Origin of the sequence: Streptomyces griseosporeus (genome assembly GCF_014656055.1) — a bacterium.
Classification (GTDB): domain Bacteria; phylum Actinomycetota; class Actinomycetes; order Streptomycetales; family Streptomycetaceae; genus Streptomyces; species Streptomyces griseosporeus.
Window position 1 is genome coordinate 167,481 of record NZ_BNBR01000009.1, and the last position, 26,990, is coordinate 194,470.

The 26,990-nt window shown below is 72.1% G+C and carries 22 protein-coding genes; 10 read left to right on the top strand and 12 right to left on the bottom strand.

Annotation, left to right across the window (positions count from 1 at the left end; translation table 11 throughout):
* Nucleotides 1–16 precede the first annotated feature (16 nt).
* Nucleotides 17–1,003 carry a heme o synthase gene (locus IE308_RS34185; RefSeq protein WP_190220860.1) on the bottom strand — a complete coding sequence of 329 codons (987 nt, stop codon included), beginning with the start codon at nt 1,001–1,003 and terminating at the stop codon, nt 17–19.
* Between the two features lie 414 nt (nt 1,004–1,417).
* Here IE308_RS34185 and tkt point away from each other — a divergent pair, with 414 nt between their 5' ends.
* The 7 genes from tkt to IE308_RS34220 all read left to right on the top strand — a co-directional run bounded on the left by tkt (nt 1,418) and on the right by IE308_RS34220 (nt 10,786).
* Nucleotides 1,418–3,505, top strand: coding sequence for a transketolase (tkt, locus tag IE308_RS34190; protein ID WP_190220861.1), 2,088 nt, complete (start codon nt 1,418–1,420; stop codon nt 3,503–3,505).
* A gap of 34 nt (nt 3,506–3,539) precedes the next feature.
* Entirely contained in the window at nt 3,540–4,658 is a 1,119-nt protein-coding gene (tal, locus tag IE308_RS34195) for a transaldolase (protein ID WP_110627358.1), read from the top strand.
* 1 nt (nt 4,659) lies between these two features.
* On the top strand, nt 4,660–6,183 hold the full coding sequence (gene zwf / locus IE308_RS34200; protein ID WP_110627359.1) for a glucose-6-phosphate dehydrogenase: 1,524 nt from the start codon (nt 4,660–4,662) through the stop codon (nt 6,181–6,183).
* Nucleotides 6,180–7,274, top strand: coding sequence for a glucose-6-phosphate dehydrogenase assembly protein OpcA (opcA, locus tag IE308_RS34205; RefSeq protein WP_190220862.1), 1,095 nt, complete (start codon nt 6,180–6,182; stop codon nt 7,272–7,274). Before zwf ends, opcA begins: the two co-directional genes overlap by 4 nt.
* Entirely contained in the window at nt 7,271–8,053 is a 783-nt protein-coding gene (pgl, locus tag IE308_RS34210; protein ID WP_190220863.1) for a 6-phosphogluconolactonase, read from the top strand. Before opcA ends, pgl begins: the two co-directional genes overlap by 4 nt.
* 190 nt (nt 8,054–8,243) lie before the next feature.
* Entirely contained in the window at nt 8,244–9,986 is a 1,743-nt protein-coding gene (locus IE308_RS34215; RefSeq protein WP_190220864.1) for a histidinol-phosphate aminotransferase family protein, read from the top strand.
* Nucleotides 9,983–10,786 carry a phosphatidate cytidylyltransferase gene (locus IE308_RS34220; RefSeq protein WP_190220865.1) on the top strand — a complete coding sequence of 268 codons (804 nt, stop codon included), beginning with the start codon at nt 9,983–9,985 and terminating at the stop codon, nt 10,784–10,786. Before IE308_RS34215 ends, IE308_RS34220 begins: the two co-directional genes overlap by 4 nt.
* A gap of 17 nt (nt 10,787–10,803) precedes the next feature.
* On the opposite strand, the gene IE308_RS34225 is transcribed toward IE308_RS34220, so the two are convergent.
* From IE308_RS34225 to IE308_RS34245, 5 genes are all read right to left on the bottom strand, one after another.
* Nucleotides 10,804–11,643 carry a carbohydrate ABC transporter permease gene (locus IE308_RS34225; protein WP_110636255.1) on the bottom strand — a complete coding sequence of 280 codons (840 nt, stop codon included), beginning with the start codon at nt 11,641–11,643 and terminating at the stop codon, nt 10,804–10,806.
* An 8-nt stretch (nt 11,644–11,651) separates the two neighbouring features.
* Nucleotides 11,652–13,013, bottom strand: a complete 1,362-nt coding sequence (locus IE308_RS34230) for an ABC transporter permease subunit (protein ID WP_190220866.1) — start codon at nt 13,011–13,013, stop codon at nt 11,652–11,654.
* 5 nt (nt 13,014–13,018) lie between these two features.
* The gene (locus IE308_RS34235) at nt 13,019–14,344 is read right to left on the bottom strand and encodes an ABC transporter substrate-binding protein (protein ID WP_190220867.1); all 1,326 of its coding nucleotides are present in this window, start codon (nt 14,342–14,344) and stop codon (nt 13,019–13,021) included.
* A gap of 38 nt (nt 14,345–14,382) precedes the next feature.
* Nucleotides 14,383–16,008 (bottom strand): glycoside hydrolase family 13 protein, encoded by a 1,626-nt coding sequence (locus tag IE308_RS34240; protein WP_190220868.1) that lies wholly within the window; start codon nt 16,006–16,008, stop codon nt 14,383–14,385.
* Nucleotides 16,009–16,143: 135 nt separating this feature from the next.
* Nucleotides 16,144–17,412, bottom strand: coding sequence for an ABC transporter substrate-binding protein (locus IE308_RS34245; protein ID WP_190220869.1), 1,269 nt, complete (start codon nt 17,410–17,412; stop codon nt 16,144–16,146).
* 122 nt (nt 17,413–17,534) lie between these two features.
* Here IE308_RS34245 and IE308_RS34250 point away from each other — a divergent pair, with 122 nt between their 5' ends.
* From IE308_RS34250 to IE308_RS34260, 3 genes are read left to right on the top strand one after another with little or no spacing between them, the layout of a single operon-like run.
* Nucleotides 17,535–18,050: a PadR family transcriptional regulator gene (locus IE308_RS34250; protein ID WP_110627367.1), complete on the top strand. Its 516-nt coding sequence runs from the start codon at nt 17,535–17,537 to the stop codon at nt 18,048–18,050.
* Nucleotides 18,047–18,808, top strand: coding sequence for an ABC transporter ATP-binding protein (locus IE308_RS34255; protein WP_190220870.1), 762 nt, complete (start codon nt 18,047–18,049; stop codon nt 18,806–18,808). The genes IE308_RS34250 and IE308_RS34255 overlap by 4 nt, the downstream gene beginning before the upstream one ends.
* 1 nt (nt 18,809) lies before the next feature.
* Complete coding sequence (locus tag IE308_RS34260) at nt 18,810–21,293, top strand: ABC transporter permease (protein WP_190220871.1); 2,484 nt, start codon at nt 18,810–18,812, stop codon at nt 21,291–21,293.
* A 33-nt stretch (nt 21,294–21,326) separates the two neighbouring features.
* On the opposite strand, the gene IE308_RS34265 is transcribed toward IE308_RS34260, so the two are convergent.
* The 6 genes from IE308_RS34265 to IE308_RS34290 form a co-directional block, all read right to left on the bottom strand.
* The gene (locus IE308_RS34265) at nt 21,327–22,214 is read right to left on the bottom strand and encodes a hypothetical protein (RefSeq protein WP_190220872.1); all 888 of its coding nucleotides are present in this window, start codon (nt 22,212–22,214) and stop codon (nt 21,327–21,329) included.
* 53 nt (nt 22,215–22,267) lie between these two features.
* Nucleotides 22,268–23,923 carry a glucose-6-phosphate isomerase gene (gene pgi, locus IE308_RS34270; RefSeq protein ID WP_190220873.1) on the bottom strand — a complete coding sequence of 552 codons (1,656 nt, stop codon included), beginning with the start codon at nt 23,921–23,923 and terminating at the stop codon, nt 22,268–22,270.
* A 181-nt stretch (nt 23,924–24,104) separates the two neighbouring features.
* Entirely contained in the window at nt 24,105–24,440 is a 336-nt protein-coding gene (locus tag IE308_RS34275) for an RNA polymerase-binding protein RbpA (RefSeq protein ID WP_003957010.1), read from the bottom strand.
* A 197-nt stretch (nt 24,441–24,637) separates the two neighbouring features.
* A complete protein-coding gene (secG, locus tag IE308_RS34280) occupies nt 24,638–24,874 on the bottom strand; it encodes a preprotein translocase subunit SecG (protein ID WP_110627372.1) in 237 nt (78 codons plus the stop codon).
* Nucleotides 24,875–24,981: 107 nt separating this feature from the next.
* On the bottom strand, nt 24,982–25,758 hold the full coding sequence (gene tpiA / locus IE308_RS34285) for a triose-phosphate isomerase (protein WP_190220874.1): 777 nt from the start codon (nt 25,756–25,758) through the stop codon (nt 24,982–24,984).
* 7 nt (nt 25,759–25,765) lie between these two features.
* Nucleotides 25,766–26,977: a phosphoglycerate kinase gene (locus IE308_RS34290; RefSeq protein ID WP_190220875.1), complete on the bottom strand. Its 1,212-nt coding sequence runs from the start codon at nt 26,975–26,977 to the stop codon at nt 25,766–25,768.
* Nucleotides 26,978–26,990 lie beyond the last annotated feature (13 nt).

A 26,990-nucleotide genomic window follows, 5' to 3' on the forward strand; every position in this document is an offset into this window, starting at 1 on the left:
CGTACACAGGGAGGTGCTAGCGCAGGAAGGGGTCCACCGCGATCGCCACGAACAGCAGCGACACATAGGTGATGGACCAGTGGAACAGCCGCATCTCCTTCAGTTTCCCGCCCGTCACCTCGGCCTTGGCCCGGTTCTGCAGCGCGTGCGCCTCCCACAGCCACCAGCCGCCCGCGGCCAGCGCCACCGCGGTGTAGAACCAGCCGGTGTAGCCGAGCGGGGTGAGCAGTAGCGACACGGCGACCATGACCCAGCTGTAGATCACGATCTGCCGGGCGACCACCTTGTTGGAGGCGATGACCGGCAGCATCGGCACGCCCACGCGCGCGTAGTCCTCCTTCACCTTCATCGACAGCGGCCAGTAGTGCGGCGGCGTCCAGAAGAAGATGACCAGGAAGAGGATGACCGGCGCCCAGGACAGCGAGTCCTTCACCGCGGACCAGCCGATCAGCACGGGCATGCAGCCCGCGATGCCGCCCCACACGATGTTCTGCGCCGTACGCCGCTTGAGGATCATCGTGTAGACGACGACGTAGAACAGCAGGGCCCCGAGCGAGAGCCAGGCGCTCAGCCAGTTGACGGTGAGGCCGAACAGCAGCGTCGAGACCACGGCGAGGGTGATGCCGAAGACGAGCGCCTCGCGCGGGCTGACCATGCCGGTCACGATCGGGCGCTGCGACGTGCGGTCCATGAGCGCGTCGATGTCCCGGTCGATGTACATGTTCAGCGCGTTGGCGCCGCCCGCGGACAGGTAGCCGCCGACGCAGGTCAGCAGCACCAGCGTCAGGTCGGGCACGCCCTGCTGCGCCAGGAACATCACCGGAACGGTGGTGATCAGGAGCAGCTCGATGATCCGCGGCTTGGTCAGCGCCACGAATGCCTTGACTCGGGCCCCGAACGGCCGCCGGGCCGGGCTCTGACTGGTCCCGATCTCCCCCATAGCCTTAATGGCATGGGTGGTGCCCCCATCCGCCGGACGGGATTCAACGGCCGTCACGCACACCCCTACAGAGACATCCCAGCGAGCCCTTCCGGTGTGAAGCGCCGGTAAAGGCTCGCGCGTACCACGCCACTGTAGACGTTGCCCACACCCCGATCTTCGCGGGGGTGGGGTCGTGTTCCGAAGGGGTCCGTTTCCGGGTGTTCGGAAGGTGTTCCTCCGGGTGTTCCTTCGGGCGCGCCGAAGCTCGATTGAGCGGTCAGATGAGCGGGTCCGTATTCATGTGCCGAACAGGGAAACGGCCCGGTCGACAGGCGGATCGGCGACAGGCCCGGCAGTCTGGTTCGAGGCGCAAAAACGCACGTCTTTACGAGGGTAGGCTCGACTGCGGCCGGTGGGTGAGAAGCGCACCGGCAGCCGGTGGGCGCGTGCCCGGAACACCGGTATTCGACATGTGGAGAGGAGCCCTGAATCAGGGTGAGCACCAAGCCGACCACCACAGACCTCGAGTGGACCGAGCTGGACCAGCGGGCCGTCGACACCGCCCGCGTCCTGGCCGCCGACGCCGTACAGAAGGTCGGCAACGGCCATCCCGGTACGGCGATGAGCCTCGCGCCCGCCGCGTACACCCTCTTCCAGAAGGTGATGCGGCACGACCCGTCCGACCCGGACTGGGTCGGACGCGACCGCTTCGTGCTGTCCGCCGGTCACTCGTCCCTGACCCTCTACACCCAGCTGTACCTGGCCGGATTCGGCCTGGAGCTGGACGACCTGAAGGCCTTCCGCACCTGGGGCTCGAAGACCCCGGGCCACCCGGAGTACGGCCACACCAAGGGCGTGGAGACGACGACCGGCCCGCTGGGCCAGGGTGTCGCCAACGCCGTGGGCATGGCGATGGCCGCCCGCTACGAGCGCGGCCTGTTCGACCCGGAGGCCCCGCAGGGCGAGTCGCCCTTCGACCACTTCGTGTACTGCATCGCCGGTGACGGCTGTCTGCAGGAGGGCATCTCCGCGGAGGCGTCCTCGCTGGCCGGCCACCAGAAGCTGGGCAACCTGATCCTGCTGTGGGACGACAACCACATCTCGATCGAGGGCGACACCGAGACGGCCGTCTCCGAGGACACCGTCAAGCGGTACGAGGCCTACGGCTGGCACGTGCAGCGCGTCGCCCCGAAGCCGGACGGCGACCTCGACCCGCACGCGATCTACGACGCGATCGAGGAGGCGAAGAAGGTCACCGACCGGCCGTCCTTCATCGCGATGCGCTCGATCATCGCCTGGCCGGCGCCGAACGCCCAGAACACCGAGGCCGCGCACGGCTCGGCGCTGGGCGACGAGGAGGTCGCGGCCACCAAGCGCGTCCTCGGCTTCGACCCGGAGCAGACCTTCGAGGTGGCCGACGAGGTCATCGCCCACACCCGCAAGGCGCTGGAGCGCGGCGCGCAGGCCAAGGCGGAGTGGGAGAAGTCCCTCCAGCAGTGGCGCGACGCCAACCCGGAGCGGGCCGCCGAGTTCGACCGCATCGCCGCGGGCGAGCTGCCGGCCGGCTGGGAGGAGAAGGTCCCGGTGTTCGAGCCGGGCAAGGGTGTCGCCACCCGTGCCGCCTCCGGCAAGGTGCTCCAGGCGCTCGGCGCGGTGATCCCGGAGCTGTGGGGCGGCTCGGCCGACCTGGCCGGCTCCAACAACACCACGATCGACAAGACCAGCTCGTTCCTGCCGGAGGGCAACCCGCTGCCGGAGGCGTCGCCGTACGGCCGCACGATCCACTTCGGCATCCGCGAGCACTCCATGGGCGCCGAGATGAACGGCATCGCCCTGCACGGCAACACCCGCATCTACGGCGGCACCTTCCTGGTGTTCTCCGACTACATGCGCAACGCCGTCCGGCTGTCGGCGCTGATGCACCTGCCGGTGACGTACGTGTGGACGCACGACTCGATCGGCCTCGGCGAGGACGGCCCGACCCACCAGCCGGTCGAGCACCTGGCCTCGTTGCGCGCCATCCCGGGCCTGAACATCGTGCGCCCGGCCGACGCCAACGAGACGGCGATCGCCTGGCGGGAGATCCTCAAGCGCTGGACGAAGGAGTTCGGCAAGGGCCAGCCGCACGGCCTGGCGCTCACCCGGCAGGGCGTGCCGACGTACGAGCCCGACGAGAACGCGGCCCGCGGCGGGTACGTGCTGTTCGAGGCCGACGGCGGCGACCCGCAGGTCCTGCTCATCGCGACCGGCTCCGAGGTGCACGTCGCGGTCGAGGCCCGCGAGCAGCTCCAGGCGGCCGGCATCCCCACCCGCGTGGTGTCGATGCCGTGCGTGGAGTGGTTCGAGCAGCAGGACCAGGGGTACCGGGACAGCGTCCTTCCGCCCTCCGTCAGGGCGCGGGTGGCGGTGGAGGCCGGGGTCGGTCTGACCTGGCACAAGTACGTCGGGGACGCGGGCCGCATCGTCTCCCTGGAGCACTTCGGTGCTTCCGCGGACGCCAAGGTCCTCTTCCGCGAGTTCGGCTTCACCGCCGAGAACGTGGCCGCGAAGGCGCGGGAATCCCTCGAAGCCGCACAGCGCTGACGCTCACATACGACACGTAGGAGATGTAATTTCCATGACAGACGCACTGAAGCGCCTCTCCGACGAAGGCGTCGCGATCTGGCTGGACGACCTGTCGCGCAAGCGGATCACGTCCGGCAACCTCGCCGAGCTGATCGACCAGCAGCACGTCGTGGGCGTCACCACCAACCCGACGATCTTCCAGAAGGCGATCTCCGAGGGCGACGGCTACGACCAGCAGCTCGCCGACCTCGCCGCCCGCAAGGTCACCGTCGAAGAGGCCATCCGCATGATCACCACGGCGGACGTCCGCGACGCCGCCGACATCCTGCGCCCGGTCTTCGACGCGACCGACGGCCAGGACGGCCGGGTCTCCATCGAGGTCGACCCGCGCCTGGCCCACGACACCCGGGCGACCGTCGCCGAGGCCAAGCAGCTGGCCTGGCTGGTCGACCGGCCCAACACCCTGATCAAGATCCCGGCCACCCGGGCGGGTCTGCCGGCGATCACCGAGGTCATCGGCCTCGGCATCAGCGTCAACGTGACGCTGATCTTCTCGCTGGAGCGCTACCGCGAGGTCATGGACGCGTACCTGTCCGGCCTGGAGAAGGCCAAGGAGCGCGGCCTGGACCTGTCGCAGATCCGCTCCGTGGCGTCCTTCTTCGTGTCCCGCGTGGACACCGAGATCGACAAGCGGATCGACGCGCTGGGCACCGACGAGGCCAAGGCGCTGCGCGGCAAGGCGGCCATCGCCAACGCCCGGCTGGCCTACCAGGCGTACGAGGAGGTCTTCTCCTCGGACCGCTGGCAGGCGCTGGAGAAGGCGGGCGCCCGCACGCAGCGTCCGCTGTGGGCGTCGACCGGTGTGAAGGACAAGGCGTACAAGCCCGCCATGTACGTCGACCAGCTGGTCGCGCCGAACACCGTGAACACCATGCCGGAGGCCACGCTGCAGGCCACGGAGGAGAGCGGCGAGATCACCGGCAACACCGTGGCCGGTACGTACGAGCAGGCCCGTGCCGAGCTCGACGGGCTGGAGAAGCTGGGCATCTCGTACGACGAGGTCGTGCAGCTCCTGGAGGACGAGGGCGTCGAGAAGTTCGAGGCGTCCTGGAACGACCTGCTGAAGTCGACGCAGGCGGAGCTCGAGCGCCTGGCTCCCTCGGAGGACTGAATTGTCAAGCAGCAACCCGCTGCGTGACCCCGCAGACCGACGGCTCCCGCGTATCGCGGGGCCGTCGGGTCTGGTCATCTTCGGCGTCACGGGTGACCTGTCACGCAAGAAGCTGATGCCGGCCGTGTACGACCTCGCCAACCGGGGCCTGCTGCCGCCGGGCTTCTCGCTGGTCGGGTTCGCCCGCCGCGACTGGGAGCACGAGGACTTCGCGCAGGTCGTGCACGACGCCGTCAAGGAGCACTCCCGTACCCCGTTCCGCGAGGAGGTCTGGCAGCAGCTCATCCAGGGCATGCGCTTCGTCCAGGGCACCTTCGACGACGACGAGGCGTTCGAGCGGCTGCGCGGCACCATCGAGGACCTGGACAAGGCGCAGGGCACGGGCGGCAACTTCGCCTTCTACCTGTCGGTGCCGCCGAAGTCCTTCCCGGTGGTCATCCAGCAGCTGAAGAAGCACGGGCTGGCCGACCAGAAGAACGGCTCCTGGCGCCGCGCGGTGATCGAGAAGCCCTTCGGGCACGACCTGAAGTCGGCCGAGGAGCTGAACTCGATCGTCCACGAGGTGTTCGCGCCGGACCAGGTGTTCCGGATCGACCACTACCTGGGCAAGGAGACCGTCCAGAACATCCTGGCGCTGCGCTTCGCCAACCAGATGTTCGAGCCGATCTGGAACCGGTCGTACGTCGACCACGTGCAGATCACGATGGCCGAGGACATCGGCATCGGCGGCCGCGCCGGCTACTACGACGGCATCGGCGCCGCCCGCGACGTCATCCAGAACCACCTGCTGCAGCTGATGGCGCTGACCGCGATGGAGGAGCCCGCCTCCTTCGACGCCGACGCGCTCGCGGCGGAGAAGACCAAGGTGCTCGGCGCGGTCCGGCTGCCGAAGGACCTGGGCCGCGACACCGTGCGCGCCCAGTACACGGCGGGCTGGCAGGGCGGCGCCAAGGCGGTCGGCTATCTGGAGGAGGAGGGCATCGACCCGGCCTCCAAGACCGACACCTACGCCGCGCTCAAGCTGGGCATCGACAACCGCCGCTGGGCGGGCGTCCCCTTCTACCTGCGCACCGGCAAGCGGCTGGGCCGCAGGGTCACCGAGATCGCGGTGGTCTTCCAGCGCGCCCCGCACTCCCCCTTCGACACCACGGCGACGGAGGAGCTGGGCCAGAACGCGATCGTCATCCGCGTCCAGCCCGACGAGGGCGTGACGGTCCGCTTCGGCTCGAAGGTCCCCGGCACCTCGATGGAGATCCGGGACGTGTCGATGGACTTCGCGTACGGCGAGTCGTTCACGGAGTCCAGCCCGGAGGCGTACGAGCGCCTCATCCTCGACGTCCTGCTCGGCGACGCGAACCTGTTCCCGCGCACCGAGGAGGTCGAGCTGTCCTGGAAGATCCTCGACCCGATCGAGGAGTACTGGGACACGCACGGCCGGCCCGCGCGGTACGAGGCGGGCACCTGGGGTCCGGTCGAGGCCGAACAGATGCTTGAGCGAGACGGACGGAGCTGGCGCCGGCCATGAGGACAGACCTGACCGACACCACCGCCAGCAAGATCAACAAGGCGCTGGTGCAGGGCCGCCGGGCGATCGGCACCCCGGCCGTCGGCATGGTGCTCACCCTTGTCATCGTCACCGACGAGGAGAACGCGTACGACGCGCTCAAGGCCGCCGGCGACGCCTCGCGCGAGCACCCCTCGCGCACCCTGGTGGTCATCAAGCGCGTCTCGCGCACGCCCCGCGACCGCACCCAGTCCCGGCTGGACGCGGAAGTGCGGGTGGGCGCGGACGCGGGCACCGGCGAGACCGTGGTGCTGCGCCTGTACGGCGAGGTGATCGACCACGCCCAGTCGGTGGTGCTGCCGCTGCTGCTGCCGGACGCGCCGGTGGTGGTGTGGTGGCCGGTGAACGCCCCGCTCGACCCGGCGAACGACCCGCTGGGCGCGCTGGCCCAGCGCCGGGTGACGGACAGCTACGCCGCCGAGCAGCCGGTGCGCGACCTCGCCGCCCGGGCGAGCGCGTACACGCCCGGCGACACCGATCTCGCCTGGACCCGCATCACGCCGTGGCGGTCGATGCTGGCCGCCGCGCTCGACCAGGTCACCTGTGAGGTGAAGGCCGTCGAGGTCGAGGGCGAGGAGTTCAACCCGAGCTGCGAGCTGCTGGCCATGTGGCTCGCGGACCGGCTGGACGTGCCGGTGCGGCGTTCGCTGTCCGAGGGGCCGGGCCTGACCGCGGTCCGCATGGACACCACCTGTGGCCGGATCAGCCTGGACCGTCCCGACGGCACGCTCGCGACCCTGTCGATCGAGGGCCAGCCGGACCGGGCGGTGGCGCTCAAGCGCCGGGAGACGGCCGACCTGGTCGCGGAGGAGCTGCGCCGCCTGGACCCGGACGACACGTACGCGTCGGCGCTGCGGTACGGGGTGGAGCGGCTGCTGGCGGCGGAGACCGCGGAAGCGGCCGAGGGGAAGCCGGCGGAGGAGCCGGTGGCCTCCGCGGACGAACCCGTCGCGGTGGAGACCCCGGTCGAGGACGCGGCCAAGGCCCCCGCGAAGCGGGCGGCCTCGAAGACGGCCCGGAAGTCCCCGTCGAGGAAGGCGGCCGCGAAGTGAGCACTCCGCAGCTGGTCGTGCACCACGACAAGGACCTGATGGCCCAGGCCGCGGCGGCCCGCCTCATCACCAAGATCGTCGACGCGCAGTCCTCGCGGGGCTACGCCTCGGTGGTCCTGACCGGCGGCCGCAACGGCAACGGCGTCCTCGCCGCCCTCGCCGCGGCCCCCGCGCGGGACGCGGTCGACTGGGCGCGGCTGGACCTGTGGTGGGGCGACGAGCGGTTCCTGCCCGAGGGCGACCCGGAGCGCAATGTCACGCAGGCCCGTGAGGCCCTGCTGGACCGGGTGCCGCTGGATCCGAAGCGCGTGCACGCCATGCCCGCGTCGGACGGCCCGTACGGCGCGGACGCGGATGCGGCGGCGGCCGGGTACGCCGAGGAGCTGGCCCGCGCGGCCGGCCCCGAGAACCACGGCCCGGTCCCGGTGTTCGACGTGCTGATGCTGGGCGTCGGCCCGGACACGCACGTGGCGTCCCTGTTCCCGGAGCTGCCCGCGGTGCGGGAGACGGAGCGGACGGTCGTCGGTGTGCACGGCGCGCCGAAGCCGCCGCCGACCCGGGTCACCCTGACCCTGCCGGCGATCCGGGCCGCCCGCGAGGTGTGGCTGCTGGCGGCCGGTGAGGACAAGGCGCGGGCCGCGGCGATCGCCCTGTCGGGCGCGGGCGAGATCCAGGCCCCGGCGGCGGGCGCCCGGGGCCGCTCCCGCACCCTGTGGCTGCTGGACGCGGCCGCTGCCTCGCAGCTGCCGAGGTCGCTGTATCCGCCGGCTTCCCCGTGAACCGGACCGGCTGAGACGCCGGGTGGGCTTCGGCCCGCCCGGCGTTTTCCTTTCCGGGCCGGCGGGCGCCTGAGTACGCGTACTCAGACGGTCTGGGTCACCGGACCCTCACCGGCGCGGCCCGCACCCCCGACGATGAGTGCCCCGCGTCCCACCGGCGCGGCGGACGAGGCGTCGGAAGAGGTAATCCATGGGCCGGGCCCTGCAACTGCGCGCTGCCACACCGGAGGACCTGGAGTGGATCCATGAACTCCGGCACCGGGTCTACGCGGAGGAGCTGGGCCAGCACGCCCCGGATCCGAGCGGGCGGCTGCGGGACGGGCTGGACGGCGCGAACGTCTACCTGGTGGCGGCGCGCGGCACGGCCCGTGTCGGCTTCGTCAGCCTGACCCCGCCCTGGGTGGGCCGGTACGGGCTGGACAAGTACCTGACCCGGGCCGAGCTGCCGCTGCTGGACGGGGACGACCCGTTCGAGGTGCGGATCCTCACCGTCGAGCCGCGCCTGCGGGCCACGGCGGCGGCGCCGCTGCTGATGTGGGCGGCGCTGCGCTGGATCGCCGCGCGGGGCGGCCGGCACGTGGTGGCGATGGGCCGCAGCGACCTGCTGCCGATGTACCGGGCGGCGGGACTGCGCGCGGTCGGCCGGACGGTGACCTGCGGGGCGGTGACGTTCGAGGTGCTGACCGGTGAGGTGGCCGAGCTGACCCGGCGGGCCCGGGAGCGGCACGGCCGAACGCTGCGGCGGCTGTCGGCGGCGGTGGACTGGCGACTGGACGTGCCGTTCACGCCCCGGGCGGACGGCTGCGAGCACGGCGGCGCCTCCTTCACCGCGATCGGCACCGACTTCCGTACCCTGCACCGGCGCCGTGAGGTCGTCGCGGCGGACGTGCTGGACGCCTGGTTCCCGCCCGCGCCCGGCGTGCGGGCGGCGCTGACGGAGGATCCGGCCTGGTCCGCCCGGACCTCGCCGCCCCCCGGGGCGGAGGGGCTGCTGGCGGAGATCGCGGCGGTGCGGGCGCTGCCGGTGGAGGCGCTGGCGGTGGGCGCGGGCTCCTCGGACCTGATCTTCCGGGCGTTCGGCCGGTGGCTGACCCCGCAGAGCAGGGTGCTGCTGGTCGACCCGGGGTACGGCGAGTACGCGCACGTCACCGAGCGGGTGATCGGCTGCCGGGTGGACCGGTTCCGGCTGCGCCGCGCGGAGGGCTGGCGGATCGATCCCGCGCGGCTGTCCGCGGCGGTGGCCGACGGGCGCTACGACCTCGTGGTGGTCGTCAACCCGAACAACCCGACGGGGCGGCACGCTCCGGCGGCCGGGCTGCGCGCGGTGATCGCGGGCGCGCCGGAGCGGACCCGGTGGTGGATCGACGAGGCGTACCTCGGCTATGTGGGGCCGGCGGAGTCGCTGGCGGACCTGGCGGCGGCGGACCCGCGGGTGACGGTGTGCGCCTCGCTGTCGAAGATGTACGCGCTGTCCGGGATGCGGGCCGCCTACCTGGTGGCCGAGCCTCGCACCGCGGCGGAGCTGCGCCGCTGGACGCCGCCGTGGCCGGTGAGCCTGCCGGCGCAGCTGGCGGCGGTGGCGGCGCTGCGTGACCCGGCGTACTACGCGGACCGCTGGCGCCGCACCCACGACCTGCGCCGCGAACTGGCCCGCGACCTGGCCGGGTTGGACCCGGCGCTGCTGGTCGAGGAGTCCGTCGCCAACTTCCTGAACGTGACACTGCCGGCCGGCGGGGCGCCGAGCGCCGCCCGGCTGGTCGCCGAGTGCCGCCGGCACGACGTGTACCTGCGCGACCTGTCCCCGCTGTCGCCGCGGTACGAGGGCCGTACCGTCCGGATCGCGGTGCGGGACGCGGCGGAGAACGCCCGGATCGTGGCCGCGTGCGGGGCGGCGCTGGAGGCGCTGGGCCCGGTTTCGGCGGGCGTGCGATGACGTCGGTGGCGGCGCTCGTGCCGTACCTGGGCGGGGCGCTGGGGGTGAGCGGTGTGGCGGTGGTGGCGTCGCGGCGCCGGGAGCTGAGGGTGCGGTGGTGCGCGTGGGCGGCCGGGGTGCCGCTGCTCACGGCGGCTTTCTGGTGGGGCCGCCCGGGCACCGCGCTCCTCGGGGTGGTGGCCGGGGTGGTGGCGGTGGTGGAGTACGGCCGTCTGATGCGGCTGCAGCGGTCCGACCGGGCGGTGCTGGCGGCGGCCGTGGCGGGGGTGGTGCTGGCCGCCTGGCTGGTGCCGGGCGAGGTGGCGCGGGTGGCCGCGGCGGGCGCGCTCGCGGTGGCGGCGGTGCCGCTGCTGGCCGGTGACGGCGAGCGGGGCGGGTACCGGCTGGCGGCCGGACTGCTGGGCCTGGTGTGGCTGGGTGTGCTGGCGGCGCTCGTGCCGCTGGGGACGACGGCCCTGGCGTTGTTCGTGGCGGTGTCGGTGGCCGACATCGCCGCGTACTTCGCCGGCCGTCGCCTCGGCGGGCCGCGGCTGTCGCCGCTGTCCCCGGCCAAGCGGTGGAGCGGCACCCTGGCCGGGTCCGCGGCCGGGGTCGCCGTCCTCGCCGTGCTGTCGGCCCTGTCCTGGCCGGCGGCGGTCGCGGTGGCGGTGGGCGGGCCGACCGGTGACCTCCTCGAGTCCATGGTCAAGCGGGGGGCGGGGGCCAAGGACGCGGGCGGCTGGCTGCCCGGTTCGGGCGGCCTGCTGGACCGGATCGACTCCCTGCTGGGGGCGCTCGCGGTGCTGCTGGTCCTCGGCTGACGCCCAGGAGCCGGCCGCTACTTGACCGACCCCGCCATCACGCCCTGCACGAAGTGCCGCTGGAAGGCGAAGAACACCACCACCGGCACCACCAGCGACACGAACGCGCCGGGCGCCAGCACATCGACGTTGCTGCCGAACTGCCGTATCTGCGACTGGAGCTGCACGGTCAGCGGCTGGGAGGAGCTGTCCGCGAAGAGCAGCGCCACCAGCATGTCGTTCCACACCCACAGGAACTGGAAGATCGCCAGGGAGGCGATCGCCGGCCGGCCCACCGGCAGCACCAGCCGGGTGAAGATCCGCCACTCGCTGCCGCCGTCCATCCGCGCCGCCTCCAGCATCTCCTTCGGCATCTCGGCGAAGTAGTTGCGCAGCAGGAACACGGCGAAGGGCAGGCCGTAGGCGACGTGGAAGAGGACCACGCCGGGGATCGTGCCGAACAGGCCCAGCTGGCCGAAGAGTTTGGCGACCGGCAGCAGGCCGATCTGCACGGGCACCACCAGCAGGGCGACCACCAGCAGGAACAGTGGCTCGCGCAGCGGGAAGTCCAGCCAGGCGAAGGCGTATCCGGCGAGGGCGGCCAGCACCACGACCAGCACGGTCGTCGGCACCGAGATGAGGACGGTGTTCCAGAAGGCCTGGGTGATCCCGGCGTTCTTCAGCAGTGCCGAGTAGTTGTCGAAGGACAGCTGCCCGGGGCTGGAGAACACCGTCCACCAGCCGCCCTTCGCCGAGTCCTCGGCCGACCGCAGCGACGACAGGAACAGCCCGGCGAGCGGTGTCATCCACACCAGCCCGACCACCACGAGGAAGGCCTGCACGAGCCCGTTGCCCAGGCCGCGCCTGACCCGGTTCATGGCCGTGTTCATCGCTGACTCCTTCGGAAACGGCGGACGTTGAAGACCATGGCGGGGATGACCAGGAGCAGCAGCAGGACGCCGAGCGCGCTGCCGAGGCCCTGGTTGTTGCCGCCGCCGAACGACACCAGCCACATCTGGGTCGCGAGGACGGTCGCGTCCTCCTGCACGGGCCCGGGCGCGATGATGTAGACGAGGTCGAAGACCTTCATCACGTTGATGACGAGGGTGACGAAGACGACCGTGAGGACGGGTGCCAGCAGCGGCACGGTGATCCGCCGGAAGATCTGCCACTCGTTCGCGCCGTCCATCCGCGCCGCCTCCAGCGCGTCCCGGGGCAGGGTGGAGAGCCCGGCGCCGATGAGGACCATCGCGAAGCCGGTCCAGATCCACAGGTACGCGCCGATGATCGCCGGGGTGACCAGCGTCGGCCCGAGCCAGGAGACGCCCTCGTAGGGCGGGGCGAAATTGGAGGCGGGCAGCTTCAGCGTGTACGCGCCGTCGTCCAGGTCCTCGAAGCGGAAGGAGCCGTCGGCGGCGGTGGTCGTGGAGGCGACGGTCTTCCCGTCGCGGACCGCCTGGACCTTCATCTCGGGCAGGCCGCTCTCCTCGGGGTCGACCCGGCCCTGCCGCCCTCCCCCGCCGGGCGTGAAGTCCAGGTAGACCACGCCGCCCAGCTCGCCGTGGCCCGCCGTGCGGCCGGCCGCCGCGGAGGCCCGCTTCGCGTCGCCCGGCAGGTCGCCGGGGAGGACGCCGACCAGGCCGAGGGCGACCGTGCGGCCCGGCGTCACGCTCGCGCTCGTCCGGTAGGAGCCGTCCGCCTCCTTGGTCAGCCCCTGCCCGTCGCGGGCCCGGGCCGTCGGGTAGGACGAGGTCCCGGCGAAGGCGTCGTGGACGGAGACCACGGCCGCGTTCAGGACGCCCTTGTCGGGGTCCTCGTCGTAGGCGAGGCGGAAGATGATGCCGGCGGCGAGGAAGGACACCGCCATCGGCATGAACAGCAGCAGCTTGAAGGCGGTCGCCCAGCGGACCTTCTCCACCAGCACGGCGAGGATCAGGCCGAGGCCGGTGAGCAGCGCGGGGGCCACCACCACCCAGATCGTGGTGTTGCGGATGGCCTTGAGGGTGGCCGGGTCGCGGAACATCTCGGCGTAGTTCTCGCCGCCGACGAACCGGGTGCCGGAGGCGTCGAAGAAGCTGCGTCCGACGGAGAACAGCACCGGGTAGACGACGAGCGCGCCCAGCAGGAGCAGCGCGGGGAAGACGAAGAGCAGGGCGACGGTCCGCCCGCGCCGCCGGGTACGGCGTACCCGGTCGGGCGCGGGGGTCGTCCCCGGCCGCGTCTCTTTGGTGACGACGGTCGCGGTCATGACGATCAGCCCTGGTAGGCCTTGGCCGCGGCGGCTTCCAGCTTGGCCGCGGTCGCCTTCGGGTCGGACGGGTCGCGCAGGAAGTCCTGGAGGATCTTCCACTCGCCGGCGCCCTTGGTGCCGCCGAAGGCCGCCGGGGCCTGGTCGGACATGTCGAAGCGGACCGAGTCCCCGGCCTGGACGAGGGACTTGGCGGTGGCCCGGGTGACGTCGTCACCGTAGGAGGCGAGGTCGAGCTGCTTGTTCGGGGAGAGGAAGCCGCCGGCGCCGGCCCACACGGCCGCGGCCTCCGGGGTGGCGAGGTACTCGACGAGCTTCATGCCGGCGTCGGCGTTCTTGCCGTCCTTCAGGACGACGGCCGCGTCACCGCCGCTGACCACGGGGGCGGTGCCGCCGCCGACCGCGGGGAACGGGAAGAAGTTCGCGTCCTTGCCGATGGACCTGCCGAACTGGTCCTTGGCGACACCGGCGACGAAGTCGCCCTCGTAGACCATGCCGGCCTCGGGCTTGGGTCCGAACACCTTCTCCACCGAGCCGGGGAAGTCGGTGTTGAGGGCGCCCTTCTGGCCGCCGGCGATGAGCTGCTTGTCCTTGAACAGCTTGCCGAGAGTGTCCAGCGCCTGGACGACGGAGGCATCCGTCCACTTCAGCTTGTGCGCGGCGAGCGCGTCGTACTTCTCGGGTCCGGCCTGGGAGAGGTAGACGTTCTCGAACCAGTCGGTGAGGGTCCAGCCGTCCTGGCCTGCGACGGAGAAGGCGGCGAGGCCGGAGTCGGAGACGGTGTGGCCGGCCTTCAGCAGGTCGTCGAAGGTCTTGGGCGGCTGCACGCCGGCCTGGGTGAGGGCGTCGGGGCTGTACCAGACGGTCGACTTGTGGGCGGCCTTGAAGTAGAGGCCGTACAGCTTGCCGTCGACGCTGCCGTACTTCTTCCACACGGGCGCGTACCCGGCGTCCACGGACTTCGTCGCGGTCGCGGACAGCGGCGTGAGCCAGCCCTTCTGCGCGAACTGCTGCAGGACGCCGACCTGCGGGACCATGACGACGTCGGGGGCGTTGCCGCCCTCGATCTTGCTGCCGACGACGGTGGAGACGTTGTCGCCGGTGGAGACGAACTGCGTCTTGGCGCCGGTCTTCTCGGTGAAGGCGTCCAGCACCTTCTGGAAGTTCTTCTGCTCGCTGCCGGACCAGACGCCGGCCACGGTGACGGTCTGCCCGCTGAGCGCCTTGTCGCCGCCGCCCGCCGAGACGGGGCCGCCGCCGCAGGCGGTCGCGCCGAGGGCGAGGACCAGCGCGGTGCAGCCGGTGAGCAGGGTGGTGCGTCGTTGCATCATCGTTGATGTCCCTTCGAAGGTGGGAGAACAGACGGGGCTCAGAGGTCGGCGATCCACCAGGCGGCGGTGGAGCCGGGGAGCACGCCGGGCGGGCACGGTCCGCTGGACAGCAGCGGGGTGCCGGGCACCGGCGCGGGCGTGGGGGCCGTACCGAAGTTGACGGCGCAGACCAGGCCGTCGCCGCGGACGAAGCCGAGGACGCCGGGCGGGGTGTCCAGCCAGCGCAGGGTGCCCTCGCCGAGCTGCGGGAGTTCCTTGCGCAGCTGGAGGCCGTCGCGGTACAGGTGCCAGAAGGAGCGGGTGTCGGCGAGGGCGCGGTCGGTGGCGTACTCGGCGAACCACTCCGGCTGCGGCAGCCAGGGCTTGGCGCTCTCGGTGCCGGCGGTGAAGCCGAACGGGGAGGCCTGCCCCGACCAGGGCAGCGGCACCCGGCAGCCGTCGCGGATGCGGGCACGGCTGCCGGTGCGGCGGAAGATCGGGTCGGTGAGGACGTCGTCGGGCAGGTCGACGACCTCGGGCAGGCCCAGCTCCTCGCCCTGGTAGATGTACGCCGCACCGGGCAGCGCCAGCATCAGCAGCGCGGCGGCGCGGGCACGGGCGGCGCCGAGGCCGCTGCCGTGCGGGGCGGGCTCGCCGTAGCGGGTGACGGTGCGGACCTGGTCGTGGTTGTTGAGGACCCAGGTGACCGTGGAGCCGGTCCCGGCGATGTCCTGCATGGCCTCGGTGACGACCTTGCGGAAGGCGTCGGCGTCCCAGGGGGCGCTGAGCAGGTCGAAGAAGAAGGCCTGGTGCAGCTCGTCGGGGCGGACGTAGCGGGCGTGCTCACGGGCGGTCGGCACGGAGACCTCGCCGACGAGGAGCCGCTCACGGCCGTCGCGCTCGCGGTACTCCTCGCAGACGGAGCGCCAGCGCCGCCACACGTCGTGCACCTCGGGCTGGTTCCAGGCGAGCGGGTTGACCGAGTCGCGGGTGCGGGCGTCGGCCTCCGGGTCGTCGGAGTCGGGCAGGTCGGGGTGCTTGTACAGGCCCGCGGCGACGTCGATGCGGAAGCCGTCGACGCCCCGGTCCAGCCAGAACCGCAGGACGCGCTCGAACTCGGCGGCGACCTCGGGGGTGCGCCAGTTCCAGTCGGGCTGCTCGGGCGTGAACATGTGCAGGTACCACTGGCCGGGCCGGCCGTCCGCCTCGGTGATGCGGGTCCAGGCCGGTCCGCCGAACATCGCGTGCCAGTTGTTGGGCGGCTCGCTGCCGTCGGGGCCGCGGCCGTCGGCGAAGTGGAAGCGGGCGCGGGCCGGGCTGCCGGGCTCGCTGCGCAGTGCCTCCCGGAACCACGGGTGCTCGCTGGAGCAGTGGTTGGGGACGATGTCCAGCAGGACCTTGATGCCGAGCCGCCGGGCGGCCGCCATCAGCAGGTCGAACTCGGCGAGGTCGCCGAAGAGCGGGTCGACGTCGCAGTAGTCGGCGACGTCGTAGCCGTGGTCGTGCTGCGGTGAGGGGTAGAAGGGGCTCAGCCAGATCCCGTCGACGCCGAGCTTCTTGAGGTACGGCAGCCCGGCCCGGACGCCGGCGAGGTCGCCGATGCCGTCACCGGTGCTGTCGAGGAAGCTGCGGACGTAGACCTGGTAGATCACCGCGTCACGCCACCAGCGGTACTTAACGAACATGCATGCATGTTAGGTAGGCGTGTCGTCAGGGTGTCAATGAAAGGAACAGAAGCTACTGGCTGGTTGATCTGCCAAAGCCGGACCAATCCGGGCATCCTGAGGGCAGATGAGACGTCCGCGTTACCTAACAGGTAACTAGCGTCGGGAGAGGGCCGCCAGCTCGCGGGCGAGGCGCCGCACGGCGGTCGCGGCCGTCTCGTGCCCGGTCAGCGCGTCGTGCACGACCGCCTGCACCGCGAGGCTGACCTGGTCGTAACGCGGGCTCTTGGGGCGCGGGGCGGCGTTCAGCACGCTCTCGCGCAGGGTCGGCAGATAGGGGAACCGCCGGATCAGCCCGGGGTCGTCGTAGAGCGCGGCGCGGACCGGCGGCAGCGCGCCGCGGGTGAGGACCTGCCGCTGGACCGGCTCGCTGGTCAGGTACGCGATCAGCCGGGCCGCGGACTCGGGATGCCGGCTGTGGCTGCTGACGGCGAGGTTGGAGCCGCCGAGCACACTGGTGCCGGGGCCGTCGGGACCGGGCAGCGGGACGACGCCGATCTTCCCGGCGACCTTCGAGCCGGGCGCGGAGGCCACGGCGTAGGCGTAGGGCCAGTTGCGCAGGAAGAGCAGCCGGCCGTCCTGGAAGGCCTGCTTGGACTCCTCCTCCTTGTACGTCAGCGCCTCTTTCGGGATCCAGCCCTCGCGTACGCCGCGCACCAGGAAGCCCAGCCCCTCGCGGGCGGCGGCGGAGTCGACGGTGACGCGGGCGCCCTCGTCGCCGAGGATGGTGCCGCCCGCCGAGTAGACCGCCTCGGCCGCGTTCACGGTCAGCCCCTCGTACGGCAGGAACTGCCCGGCGTAGCCGTCGAGGCCGTACTTCGGCGCGACCGTGCGGGCGTCGCGCTCCAGCTCGGCCCAGGTGCGCGGCGGCGGCAGGCCCTCGCGGTCCAGGACGTCCTTGCGGTACAGCAGGAGTCCGGCGTTGGTGACGTACGGGACGGCGTAGAGGTGTCCGTCGTAGGTGGCCGTGCCGACGACCGGCGGCAGGAAGGCGTCCAGCGGGAAGCGGTCGCGCTCCAGCGGGCGGATCCAGCCGGCCGCGGCGAACTCCGGCGTCCAGTCGACGTCGATGTTGAGGACGTCGAACCGGCCGCGTCCGCCGCGCAGGTCGGTGACCATCTGCGCGCGGGTCTCGTCGGCGGAGTCCGGCAGCTCGACGAGGGTGACCCGCTCGCCGGGATGGGTGCGGTTCCAGCCCTCCAGCAGCGGCCCGAGATAGCCGGTGAGGTCACCGGCGGTGGCCAGCGTGAGCGGCCCGCGCCCGCCGCCGGCGCCCACGTCGGCGCGGGCCCCGGAGGCGACGTAGCCGGTGAGCACGACGAGCAGAACGAGAAGGCCCCTACCGGCGGCGTGTATCCACCGCATAGGTTCCTCCCTGTACACCGGCCACGGGCATCCTCGCCCGGGGTCAGAGGCCATGTATACCTGTTAGGTATGCGCGATACTAGGGCCTGGAGCACATTGGACGAGACAGGAGGACCGACGGCGTGCGCCTGCCCCTCCTGGCACTCCTCGCCCGTGGCCCGGCCCACGGCTACGAGCTGAAGCAGGACCTTGAGCAACTGCTGGGCTCCGCGTACCCTCAGCCGAACGTCGGCCAGATCTATGTCACCCTCGGCCGCCTGGAGAAATCCGGGCTGATCGAGGGCGAGGACGTGGAGCAGTCGAGCCGGCCCAACAAGAAGGTCTATCACCTCACCGACGCCGGGCGGGAGGCGCTGCACGCCTGGTTCGAGGAGACCGAGGACGAGCCGCGGGTACGGGACGAGTTCTTCATGAAGCTGGCGCTCGCCCCGCAGACCGGTCTCGCCGACCAGATCGCCCTGATCAACCGGCAGCGGCGCCAGTACCTCAACACCATGCGCAGTCTGTCGAAACTGGCCGCGGCCGAGGACCGGGACAACCGCATGGCCCATCTGCTGATCGAGGGCGCGATGCTGCACCTGCAGGCCGATCTCGACTGGCTGGAGCGGTGCCAGGAAGAGCTGGAGGAACTGGAGTGAGCGCAACTCCGGGCGACGGTTCCGCTCCCGTGCTGCGCGCCGAGGGCCTGGTCAAGACGCACCATGGCGAGGGCGCCCCGGCGCATGCCGTGCGCGGGGTGGACCTGTCCGTGCGGCGGGGCGAGTTCGTCGCCGTCACCGGCCCGTCCGGCGCCGGCAAGTCGACGCTGCTGCACCTGCTGGGCGGGCTGCAGCGGCCGGACGAGGGCAGCATCTGGCTGGACGAGGTGCGGGCCGACGGCTGGAGCGAGGCCCGCTGGGCGGTGGAGCGCCGCAAGCGGATCGGGATCGTGTTCCAGTTCTTCAACCTGGTGTCGAACCTGTCGGTCGCCGACAACGTGGAGCTGCCCGCGCTGCTCGCCGGCCTGCCGCCGAAGCGGGCGCGCGCCGAGCGGGAGGCGCTGCTCGGCGAGCTGGGCCTGGCCGGCAAGGAGCGGAGCATGCCGGGCGAGCTGTCCGGCGGCGAGCAGCAGCGCGTGGCGCTGGCCCGCGCCCTGGTCAACCACCCTCCGCTGCTGCTGGCCGACGAACCCGCGGGCAGCCTGGACAGCAAGGGCACGCGCGAGGTGATGCGGCTGCTGTCCCGCTTCCACCAGCGCGGCCAGACGATCGTGCTGGTCACCCACGACGCCCGGCTGGCGAGCGCCGCGGACCGGGTGATCAGCTTCTTCGACGGGCGGATAGCCGACGACGCGACGCTGGAGGGCACCCCGGCACGCGGCAAGGGCATATCCGGCGTGCTGGAGCTCAGGGACTGAGATGCGAGCCACCCTGCGCTGGGCCCACTCCGACCTGCGGACACACCGCGGCGAGGCGCTGTTCCTGGTCCTCGCCACCGCCGGGATCGTGGTGTCGCTGCTGCTGGCCACGGCCCTGTTCGGGTACGCCACCAACCCCTGGCAGCGCGTGTTCACCCAGGCCCGCGGGGCGCACGTGTGGCTGCACACCGCCGAGTCGGCCGAGGCCGCCCGGCTGTCCGGGATCGGCGGGGTCGAGGCGCTGGCCGGGCCGTACGCCACCGAGTCCGCGACCCTCGCCTCACGCGGCGCCCGCGCCTCGGTGGAGCTGCGCGCCACGCCGGAGCGGCCCGCGGTCGGCCGCCCGCTGCTGACCTCCGGGCGCTGGCTGGACCCCGCCGCCCCCGACGGCGTGGTCCTGGAGTCCAGCCTGGCCCGCGCCCTGCTGGCCGGTCCCGGCGACACGCTCACCCTGCCGGGCAGCGCGCGGTCGGTGACCGTCCTCGGCGTGGCCGACAGCGCCGAGCCCCGCTACCGCCCCGGTGAGCAGCCGGGCCTGGTCTGGGCACCGCCGTCCGCGGTGCGCGACCCGCAGGGGCAGGTGGTCGGACTGCGCCTGACCGACCCCGGCGACACGGACTACGCCGTCCAGCGGGCCGTCACCGTGCTCGGCGCGGGCGCGATCGGCGAGGTCTCCACCTGGCAGCAGGCGCGCGCCGAGGCGCAGGGCGACACCCGGCTGCTGGGGCAGGTGCTCGGGCTGTTCGGGCTGGGGGCGCTGGCGGCGGCCGGACTCGCCGTGCACGGGGCGATCGCCACCCGTATCCGGGGCCACCTGCGGGACATCTCCGTCCTGAAGGCGATCGGCTTCACGCCGGGCCAGGTGGTCCGGGTCTTCCTGCTCCAGCACATCGCGTACGCCCTGCTCGGCGCGGTGGCGGCGGCCGCGCTCACCGAGGCCCTGGGCAGCCGCGTCCCGGGCCGGCTCGGGGACGCGGTCGGGGTGTGGCAGGGGCTGCCGGGCCACACGGTGGCGCTGTTCGCGATCCCGGTGGCGGCGGTCCTCTTCATCGCGGCGACGACGGGCCTGGCGTCCTGGCGAGCGGGCCGTGTCCCGCCGGTGCCCCTGGCCCGCCCCACCCCTCGCCCTCTCACCCGCCCGGTCGGAGCCCCCACGGGACGACGCTCCACGTCCGCCGACGAGCCCGCACTGACCGGGGCGCCTGCCCGGGCAGCCGCTCCGGCACCGGCGGAAACAGCGCATGGCCGACGCCCGGAGGTGACGGCGGGAGCCGTGCCCGACCGCTCCCCGACGGGCGCCGGGTCCCGACGGGCGGCCGGCGGCCTGCCGCAGGTGGCGCGGGTCGCGCTCGGGGGGCGGGTGCTCGGCGTGCCCGTGTCGCCCGCGCTGGTGCTGGGTCTGCACCGGGCGTTCGGCCGGCGGCCCCGGTCGCTCGCGACCGTCGCGCGGCTGGCGCTGCCGCTGCTGCTCATCGTGGTCGCGCTGAGCGCGTGGACCACCATCGACCGCTTCCACGGCAGCCCCGAGCGGATCGGACTGCCCGCCCAGCTCACCGTCCACGCCGAGGCCCCGCTCGCCGACCGGGACACCCGCGCCCTGCTCGCCCGCGACCCGCAGGTCGCCGCCGCCTACCCGGGCGTCGAGGTGGCCGCGCTGGTCCCCGGCCAGACCGCCACGATCGCCCTGCGGGGCCTCGGCACCCGCGCCGAGCCCTACCCGTACACCCTCGCCGAGGGCCGTCCCGCGCGCGGCAGCGACGAGGCGGTGGCCGGGCAGGGGCTGCTGGACCTGCTGGACGTGCGGGTGGGCGACTGGGTGCGGATGACCGTCGGCGACCAGCCGCAGATCCTGCACATCGTCGGCCGCAGCATCGAGCCGGAGAACGCCGGCCGCGTCATCTCCACCTCGCTCGACACCCTCCGCGAGAACGACCCGGGCCTGTCCCCCGGCCTCTACCAGGTCCGGCTGCGCCCGGGCGCCGACCCGCACGAGGTGGCCGGCCGGCTGGCGGCCGCCGGGCACGGCCGGCTCGACGTGCACACCGTGACCAACCCGGCCGACGGGCTGTCGCCGCTGCGCGGGGTCGTCGTCGGACTGATCGCCGTGCTCGCGCTGATCGGGCTGATCGAGTTGCTGACCGCGATCGGCGGCACCGTGCGCGAGGGCGAGCGGGACGTGCTCGCGCTGAAGGCGATCGGCCTGTCACCGCGGCAGATCACCGCCGTCACCGTCACGGCGACGGGCGCTGTGGCGCTGGCCGCCGCCCTCGCCGGTACGGCCCTCGGCCTGCCGCTGGCGCACTGGCTGATCGACGCGCAGGGCCGCTCCAGCGGCATCGGCGCCGGCATCGCCGTGGGACCGGCGCCGATGGCGCTGCTGCTGCTCGGCGCCGCCGCGGTGCTCGGCGCCGCCGCCCTCGCCGCCGTGCCCGCGTCCCGCGCGGCCCGCCGCCGCCTGGCGGACACGCTCAGCGCGGTGGCCTGAGCAGCGGGGGAAGCGGCGGGGCCACCACAACCCTCAGCGGCCGTACGGATTGCCGTACGGGTTCCCGGAGGGGGTGCCGTACGGGTTCCCGGAGGGGGTGCCGTACGGGTTCCCGTACGGGTTGCCCTGCGGCGGCACCCGCGGGCCCGGGGCGTACGGCGGAGGCGGCGGGGGCAGGGGCGGCAGCGCCGCCGGGTGGACGCCCAGCCGGATGCCGTACCGCTGCCGCAGGCGGCGCATCTCCAGGACGGAGATGGCGGTGACCGTGACCGGGGCGCCCAGGATGAAGACGACGCCCATCGTCAGGCTCAGCCCGTGCAGGTCCCCCGTCACCAGGTCGGGGATGGCCATCAGCCACGTCGTCACGGTGGCGAGCAGCGGCGGCAGACAGCGGTGCACCACGGCGGTGCCGAAGAAGTTCCCGGACAGCTTCACCGCGCCCGCGATGACGAAGACGGCCATCCACAGCCCGACGAGCGTCAGCACCAGCTGGGCGAGCAGCCCGAACGCGCCGTAGATCCGGAACAGCAGGACGGTCGAGAGGATCGCGCCGATGAACAGCATCAGCAGCTTCAGCGCGTTGAACAGCGGTCCCTTCAGCTGGCGCACGGTTCCGGTGCGCCGCCACACCCAGAGCATCACGCCGACCGTGAGCGGCGTGAGGAAGAACAGGACGACGGAGGCGGTCACGGCGTTGTCCAGCATCTCGTCGAAGGCGAAGCCGCCCTCGACGAACGTGTAGACGCCGAGGGCGGCGACCGCCCCGCCGATCACCCTGATGCGCTTGAGCTGCTCGACCGTCGGGTCAAGCGACTCCGGGATCCAGCGCGGGTGGAACACCGCCCGCGCCACCTGATGGGGCTTCAGGAAGCTCTTCGCGGTCAGCTCGTCGCCGACCCAACTCCCCTGCTGGTATGTCACGTTGTGCTCCCCCGAGCGATCGTGTGCATGATCGCGGGGAGTCTACGGGACGTTCAGCGCCGGCCGCGCAGCTCCCGGTACCGGGCGACCAGTGCCGTGCTGGAGGCGTCCAGTCCCGGCACCTCGGTGCCCTCGGTGAGGGCGGGTTCGACGCGCTTGGCGAGGACCTTGCCCAGCTCCACGCCCCACTGGTCGAAGGAGTCGATGTTCCAGACGGCGCCCTGCACGAACACCTTGTGCTCGTACAGCGCGACGAGCTGGCCGAGGACCGACGGGGTCAGCTCGCGCGCCAGGATCGTCGTCGTGGGGTGGTTCCCCTGGAACGTCTTGTGCGGCACCAGCTCCTCGGGCACGCCCTCCGCCCGCACCTCCTCCGGCGTCTTGCCGAAGGCGAGGGCCTGGGTCTGCGCGAAGAAGTTGGCCATCAGCAGGTCGTGCTGCGCCTTCAGTTCCTCGCTCAGCTCGGCGACCGGCTCGGCGAAGCCGATGAAGTCGGCCGGGATCAGCTGGGTGCCCTGGTGGAGCAACTGGTAATAGGCGTGCTGCCCGTTGGTGCCGGGCGTGCCCCACACGACGGGCCCGGTCGCCCAGTCGACCTCGTGGCCGTCCCGGCCGACGTACTTGCCGTTGGACTCCATGTCGAGCTGCTGGAGGTAGGCGGTGAACTTCGACAGGTAGTGGGAGTACGGCAGCACGGCGTGCGACCGGGCGCCGAGGAAGTTGCCGTACCAGATGCCGAGGAGCCCGAGCAGGAGCGGCACGTTGGACTCGGGGGGCGCGGTGCGGAAGTGCTCGTCGACGAGGCGGAAGCCGTCGAGCATCTCGCGGAAGGCGTCCGGGCCGATGGCGATCATCAGGGAGAGGCCGATCGCCGAATCGTAGGAGTAGCGGCCGCCGACCCAGTCCCAGAACTCGAACATGTTGTCCGGGTCGATGCCGAACTCCGTGACCTTCTCGGCGTTGGTGGAGAGCGCCACGAAGTGCCGGGCGACGGCTTCCTGACCGGCCTTCAGCTCGCCGAGCAGCCAGTTGCGCGCGGAGGTGGCGTTGGTGATCGTCTCGATGGTGGTGAAGGTCTTCGAGGCGATGATGAACAGGGTCTCTGCCGGGTCCAGGTCGCGCACGGCCTCGTGCAGGTCGGCGCCGTCCACGTTGGAGACGAACCGCACGGTCAGATCGCGGTCGGTGAAGGCGCGCAGCGCCTCGTAGGCCATCGCCGGGCCCAGGTCGGAGCCGCCGATGCCGATGTTGACGACGTTGCGGATGCGCCTGCCGGTGTGGCCGGTCCACTCGCCGGAGCGGACCCGCCCGGCGAAGCCGGCCATCTTGTCCAGGACGGCGTGCACGGCCGGGACGACGTTCTCGCCGTCGACCTCGATCACCGCGTCGCGCGGGGCGCGCAGCGCCGTGTGCAGTACGGCCCGGTGCTCGGTGGTGTTGATCTTCTCGCCGCGGAACATGGCGTCGCGCAGCCCGAACACATCGGTGGCGGCGGCCAGCTCGCGCAGCAGCCGCAGCGTCTCGTCGGTGACGAGGTGCTTGGAGTAGTCGACGTACAGGTCGCCGACCTGGAGCGCGTATCCCGTGCCGCGTCCGGGGTCGGCGGCGAACAGCTCACGCAGCCGCACCTGGCCGAGCGCCTCGCGGTGCTCGGCCAGCGCGGTCCACTCGGGCGTCTGGTTGAGCCTGGTACGACCGTCTGCGTTCATGTCCGACTTAGCCCTCTTCAGCTTCTCTTCAGCCTGCTCCGGCTGCCTGTTCTGGCGCGTCCCAACCTAGTTGATCGGCCGGGGCGGTGCGGGCGGAGGAGGGCATGCCGAAGAGCGGCGGCAGTCGGTCCCGGAACAGCTCCGGCCAGGCACCTTTCGGTGCCCGGCCGGTCGTCGGTGTCTAGATCTCGCCCCGGAGTTTGGCGAGTGCCTCGGCGAGGATCGCCTCGCCGTCCGCGTCGCTGCGCCGCTCCCTGACGTACGCGAGGTGCGTCTTGTAGGGCTCGGTGCGCGGCGGGTCCGGCGGGTTGTCCCGGTCCTGTCCTGCGGGGAAGCCGCAGCGCGGGCAGTCCCAGGTATCGGGCACCTGCGCGTCGCTGGCGAAGCTCGGCTGCGTCTCGTGCCCGTTGGAGCACCAGAAGGAGATGCGCAGACGCGGCGCGGACTCGCCGCGCTCGGCCTCGCCCATCGGCCCCGCCCCGACCCGGCTTCCTCGGATCGCGTTGCCACTTGCCACGGTCGTAACTCCCTGCGTGATGGTGCCGCGAAGCGAGTCGGCGTTTCGCTTCGCTGCGAGCGCCTCAGTCTACGTAAGGCCCAACGCGCGTCCAGTGATAGGAGTTACAAGCCCCCCGCACCCAGACGCAAGCCCCATGATAGGCCGCGCCGCGCGGCGCGTACCCGACATGGGGCCTTACGTGGGGAAGAGGCGGGTCAGCTGTTCGACTTCATCAGGATGCCGAGGACGACGATGCAGGCGAACCACAGCAGACCGATCACGACGGTGATGCGGTCGAGGTTGCGCTCGGCGACCGACGAACCGCCGACGGACGACTGCATGCCGCCACCGAACATGTCGGAGAGGCCGCCGCCCTTCCCCTTGTGCATCAGCACCAGCAGCATCAGCAGCAGGCTGAAGACGATCAGGGCGATCGAGAACCCCAAAACCACGGCTGGACCAACTTCCTCGGATTCGGATGGACGACGGGGCCCAGCGGACACCGCTGGACCCCGCAAGGGTACGACGAATCGCCGTTACCGCATACTCACAGCCCGGCTCACTGATCGCGGAAACGCACGATCTTGACGAACTCGTCGGCGTCCAGCGAGGCGCCGCCGACCAGCGCGCCGTCGATGTCGGCCTGCGCCATGATCTCGGCGACGTTGCCGGACTTCACGGAGCCGCCGTACTGGATGCGGACCTTGTCGGCCACGTCCGGGTCGTACAGGTCGGCGACCTTGGCGCGGATCGCGGCGCAGACCTCCTGGGCGTCCTCGGCGCCGCAGACCTTGCCGGTGCCGATGGCCCACACGGGCTCGTAGGCGATCACGATGGTCTCGGCCTGGTCGGCCGGGAGGTCCTTCAGGCCGCCCTCGACCTGGGCGAGGGTGTGGGAGACGTGGTTGCCCGCCTCGCGGACGTCCAGCTCCTCGCCGACGCACAGGATCGGGGTGAGGCCGTGCTTGTAGGCGGCCTTGACCTTGGCGTTGACCAGCTCGTCGGTCTCGTTGTGGTACTGGCGGCGCTCGGAGTGGCCGATGACCACGTAGGTGCACTTCAGCTTGGCCAGCATCGGGCCGGAGATCTCGCCGGTGTAGGCGCCGCCGTCGTGCGCCGAGATGTCCTGGGCGCCGTACTTGATCTTGAGCTTGTCGCCCTCGACCAGGGTCTGCACGGAGCGCAGGTCGGTGAAGGGGGGCAGGACGGCGACCTCGACGGCCTCGTAGTCCTTGTCGGCCAGGGCGAAGGCGAGCTTCTGGGTGTGGGCGATGGCCTCCAGGTGGTTGAGGTTCATCTTCCAGTTGCCCGCCATCAGCGGCGTACGGGTGCTCATACGGGGTTCAGTCCTCCAGTGCGGCGAGGCCGGGGAGCGTCTTGCCCTCGAGGTATTCGAGGGAGGCGCCGCCGCCGGTCGAGATGTGGCCGAAAGCGTTCTCGTCGAAGCCGAGCGTACGCACGGCCGCGGCCGAGTCGCCGCCGCCGACGACGGTGAAGCCGTCCGCTTCGACGAGGGCCTGCGCGACGGCCCGGGTGCCGCCGGCGTAGTCGGGGTGCTCGAAGACGCCCATCGGTCCGTTCCAGAACACGGTGGCGGCGTCGGCGAGCTTGGACGCGTACAGCTCGCGCGTCTTCGGGCCGATGTCCAGGCCCTCCTGGTCGGCCGGGATGGCGTCGGCGTCGACGGTGGTGAAGGTCGCCGGGGCCTTGGTCTTCAGGTCCGGGAACTCGGTGGCGACCAGGACGTCGACCGGCAGGACCAGCTCGACGCCGTTCTTCTCGGCGCGCTCCATGTACTCCTGGACGACCGGGACCTGGTCCTCCTGCAGCAGGGAGATACCGACCTCGTAGCCCTTGGCCTTGAGGAAGGTGTAGGCCATGCCGCCGCCGATGAGGAGGCGGTCGGCCTTGCCGAGGAGCTGGTCGATGACGGCGAGTTTGTCGGAGACCTTGGCGCCGCCGAGCGCGACGACGTAGGGCCGCTTGACGTCCTCGGTGAGCTGCTTCAGGACGCCGACCTCGGTGGCGATGAGGTAGCCGGCGTAGTGCGGGAGCCGCTTCGGCAGGTCGAACACGGAGGCGTGCTTACGGTGCACGGCGCCGAAGCCGTCGCCGACGTAGGCGTCGGCGAGCGCGGCGAGCTGCTCGGCGAAGGCGGCGCGCTCGGCGTCGTCCTTGGCGGTCTCGCCGGGGTTGAAGCGCAGGTTCTCCAGGACGGCGACCTGGCCGCCGGTCAGGCCGGCGACGGTGGCCTGCGCGGACTCGCCGACGGTGTCCGTCGCGAAGGCGACGTCACGGCCGAGGAGTTCGCCGAGGCGCGCGGCGGCGGGGGCGAGGGAGAAGGCCGGGTCCGGGGCGCCCTTGGGGCGGCCCAGGTGCGAGGCGACGACCACCTTGGCGCCCGCGTCGGCGAGGGCCTTCACCGTGGGCAGGACGGCGCGGATGCGGCCGTCGTCGGTGATGGTGCCGCCGTCGAGCGGCACGTTGAGGTCGGCGCGGACGAAGACCCGCTTGCCGTCCACTCCGTCGGCGAGAAGTTCGTCGATCGTCTTCATGGAAGAGGACTCC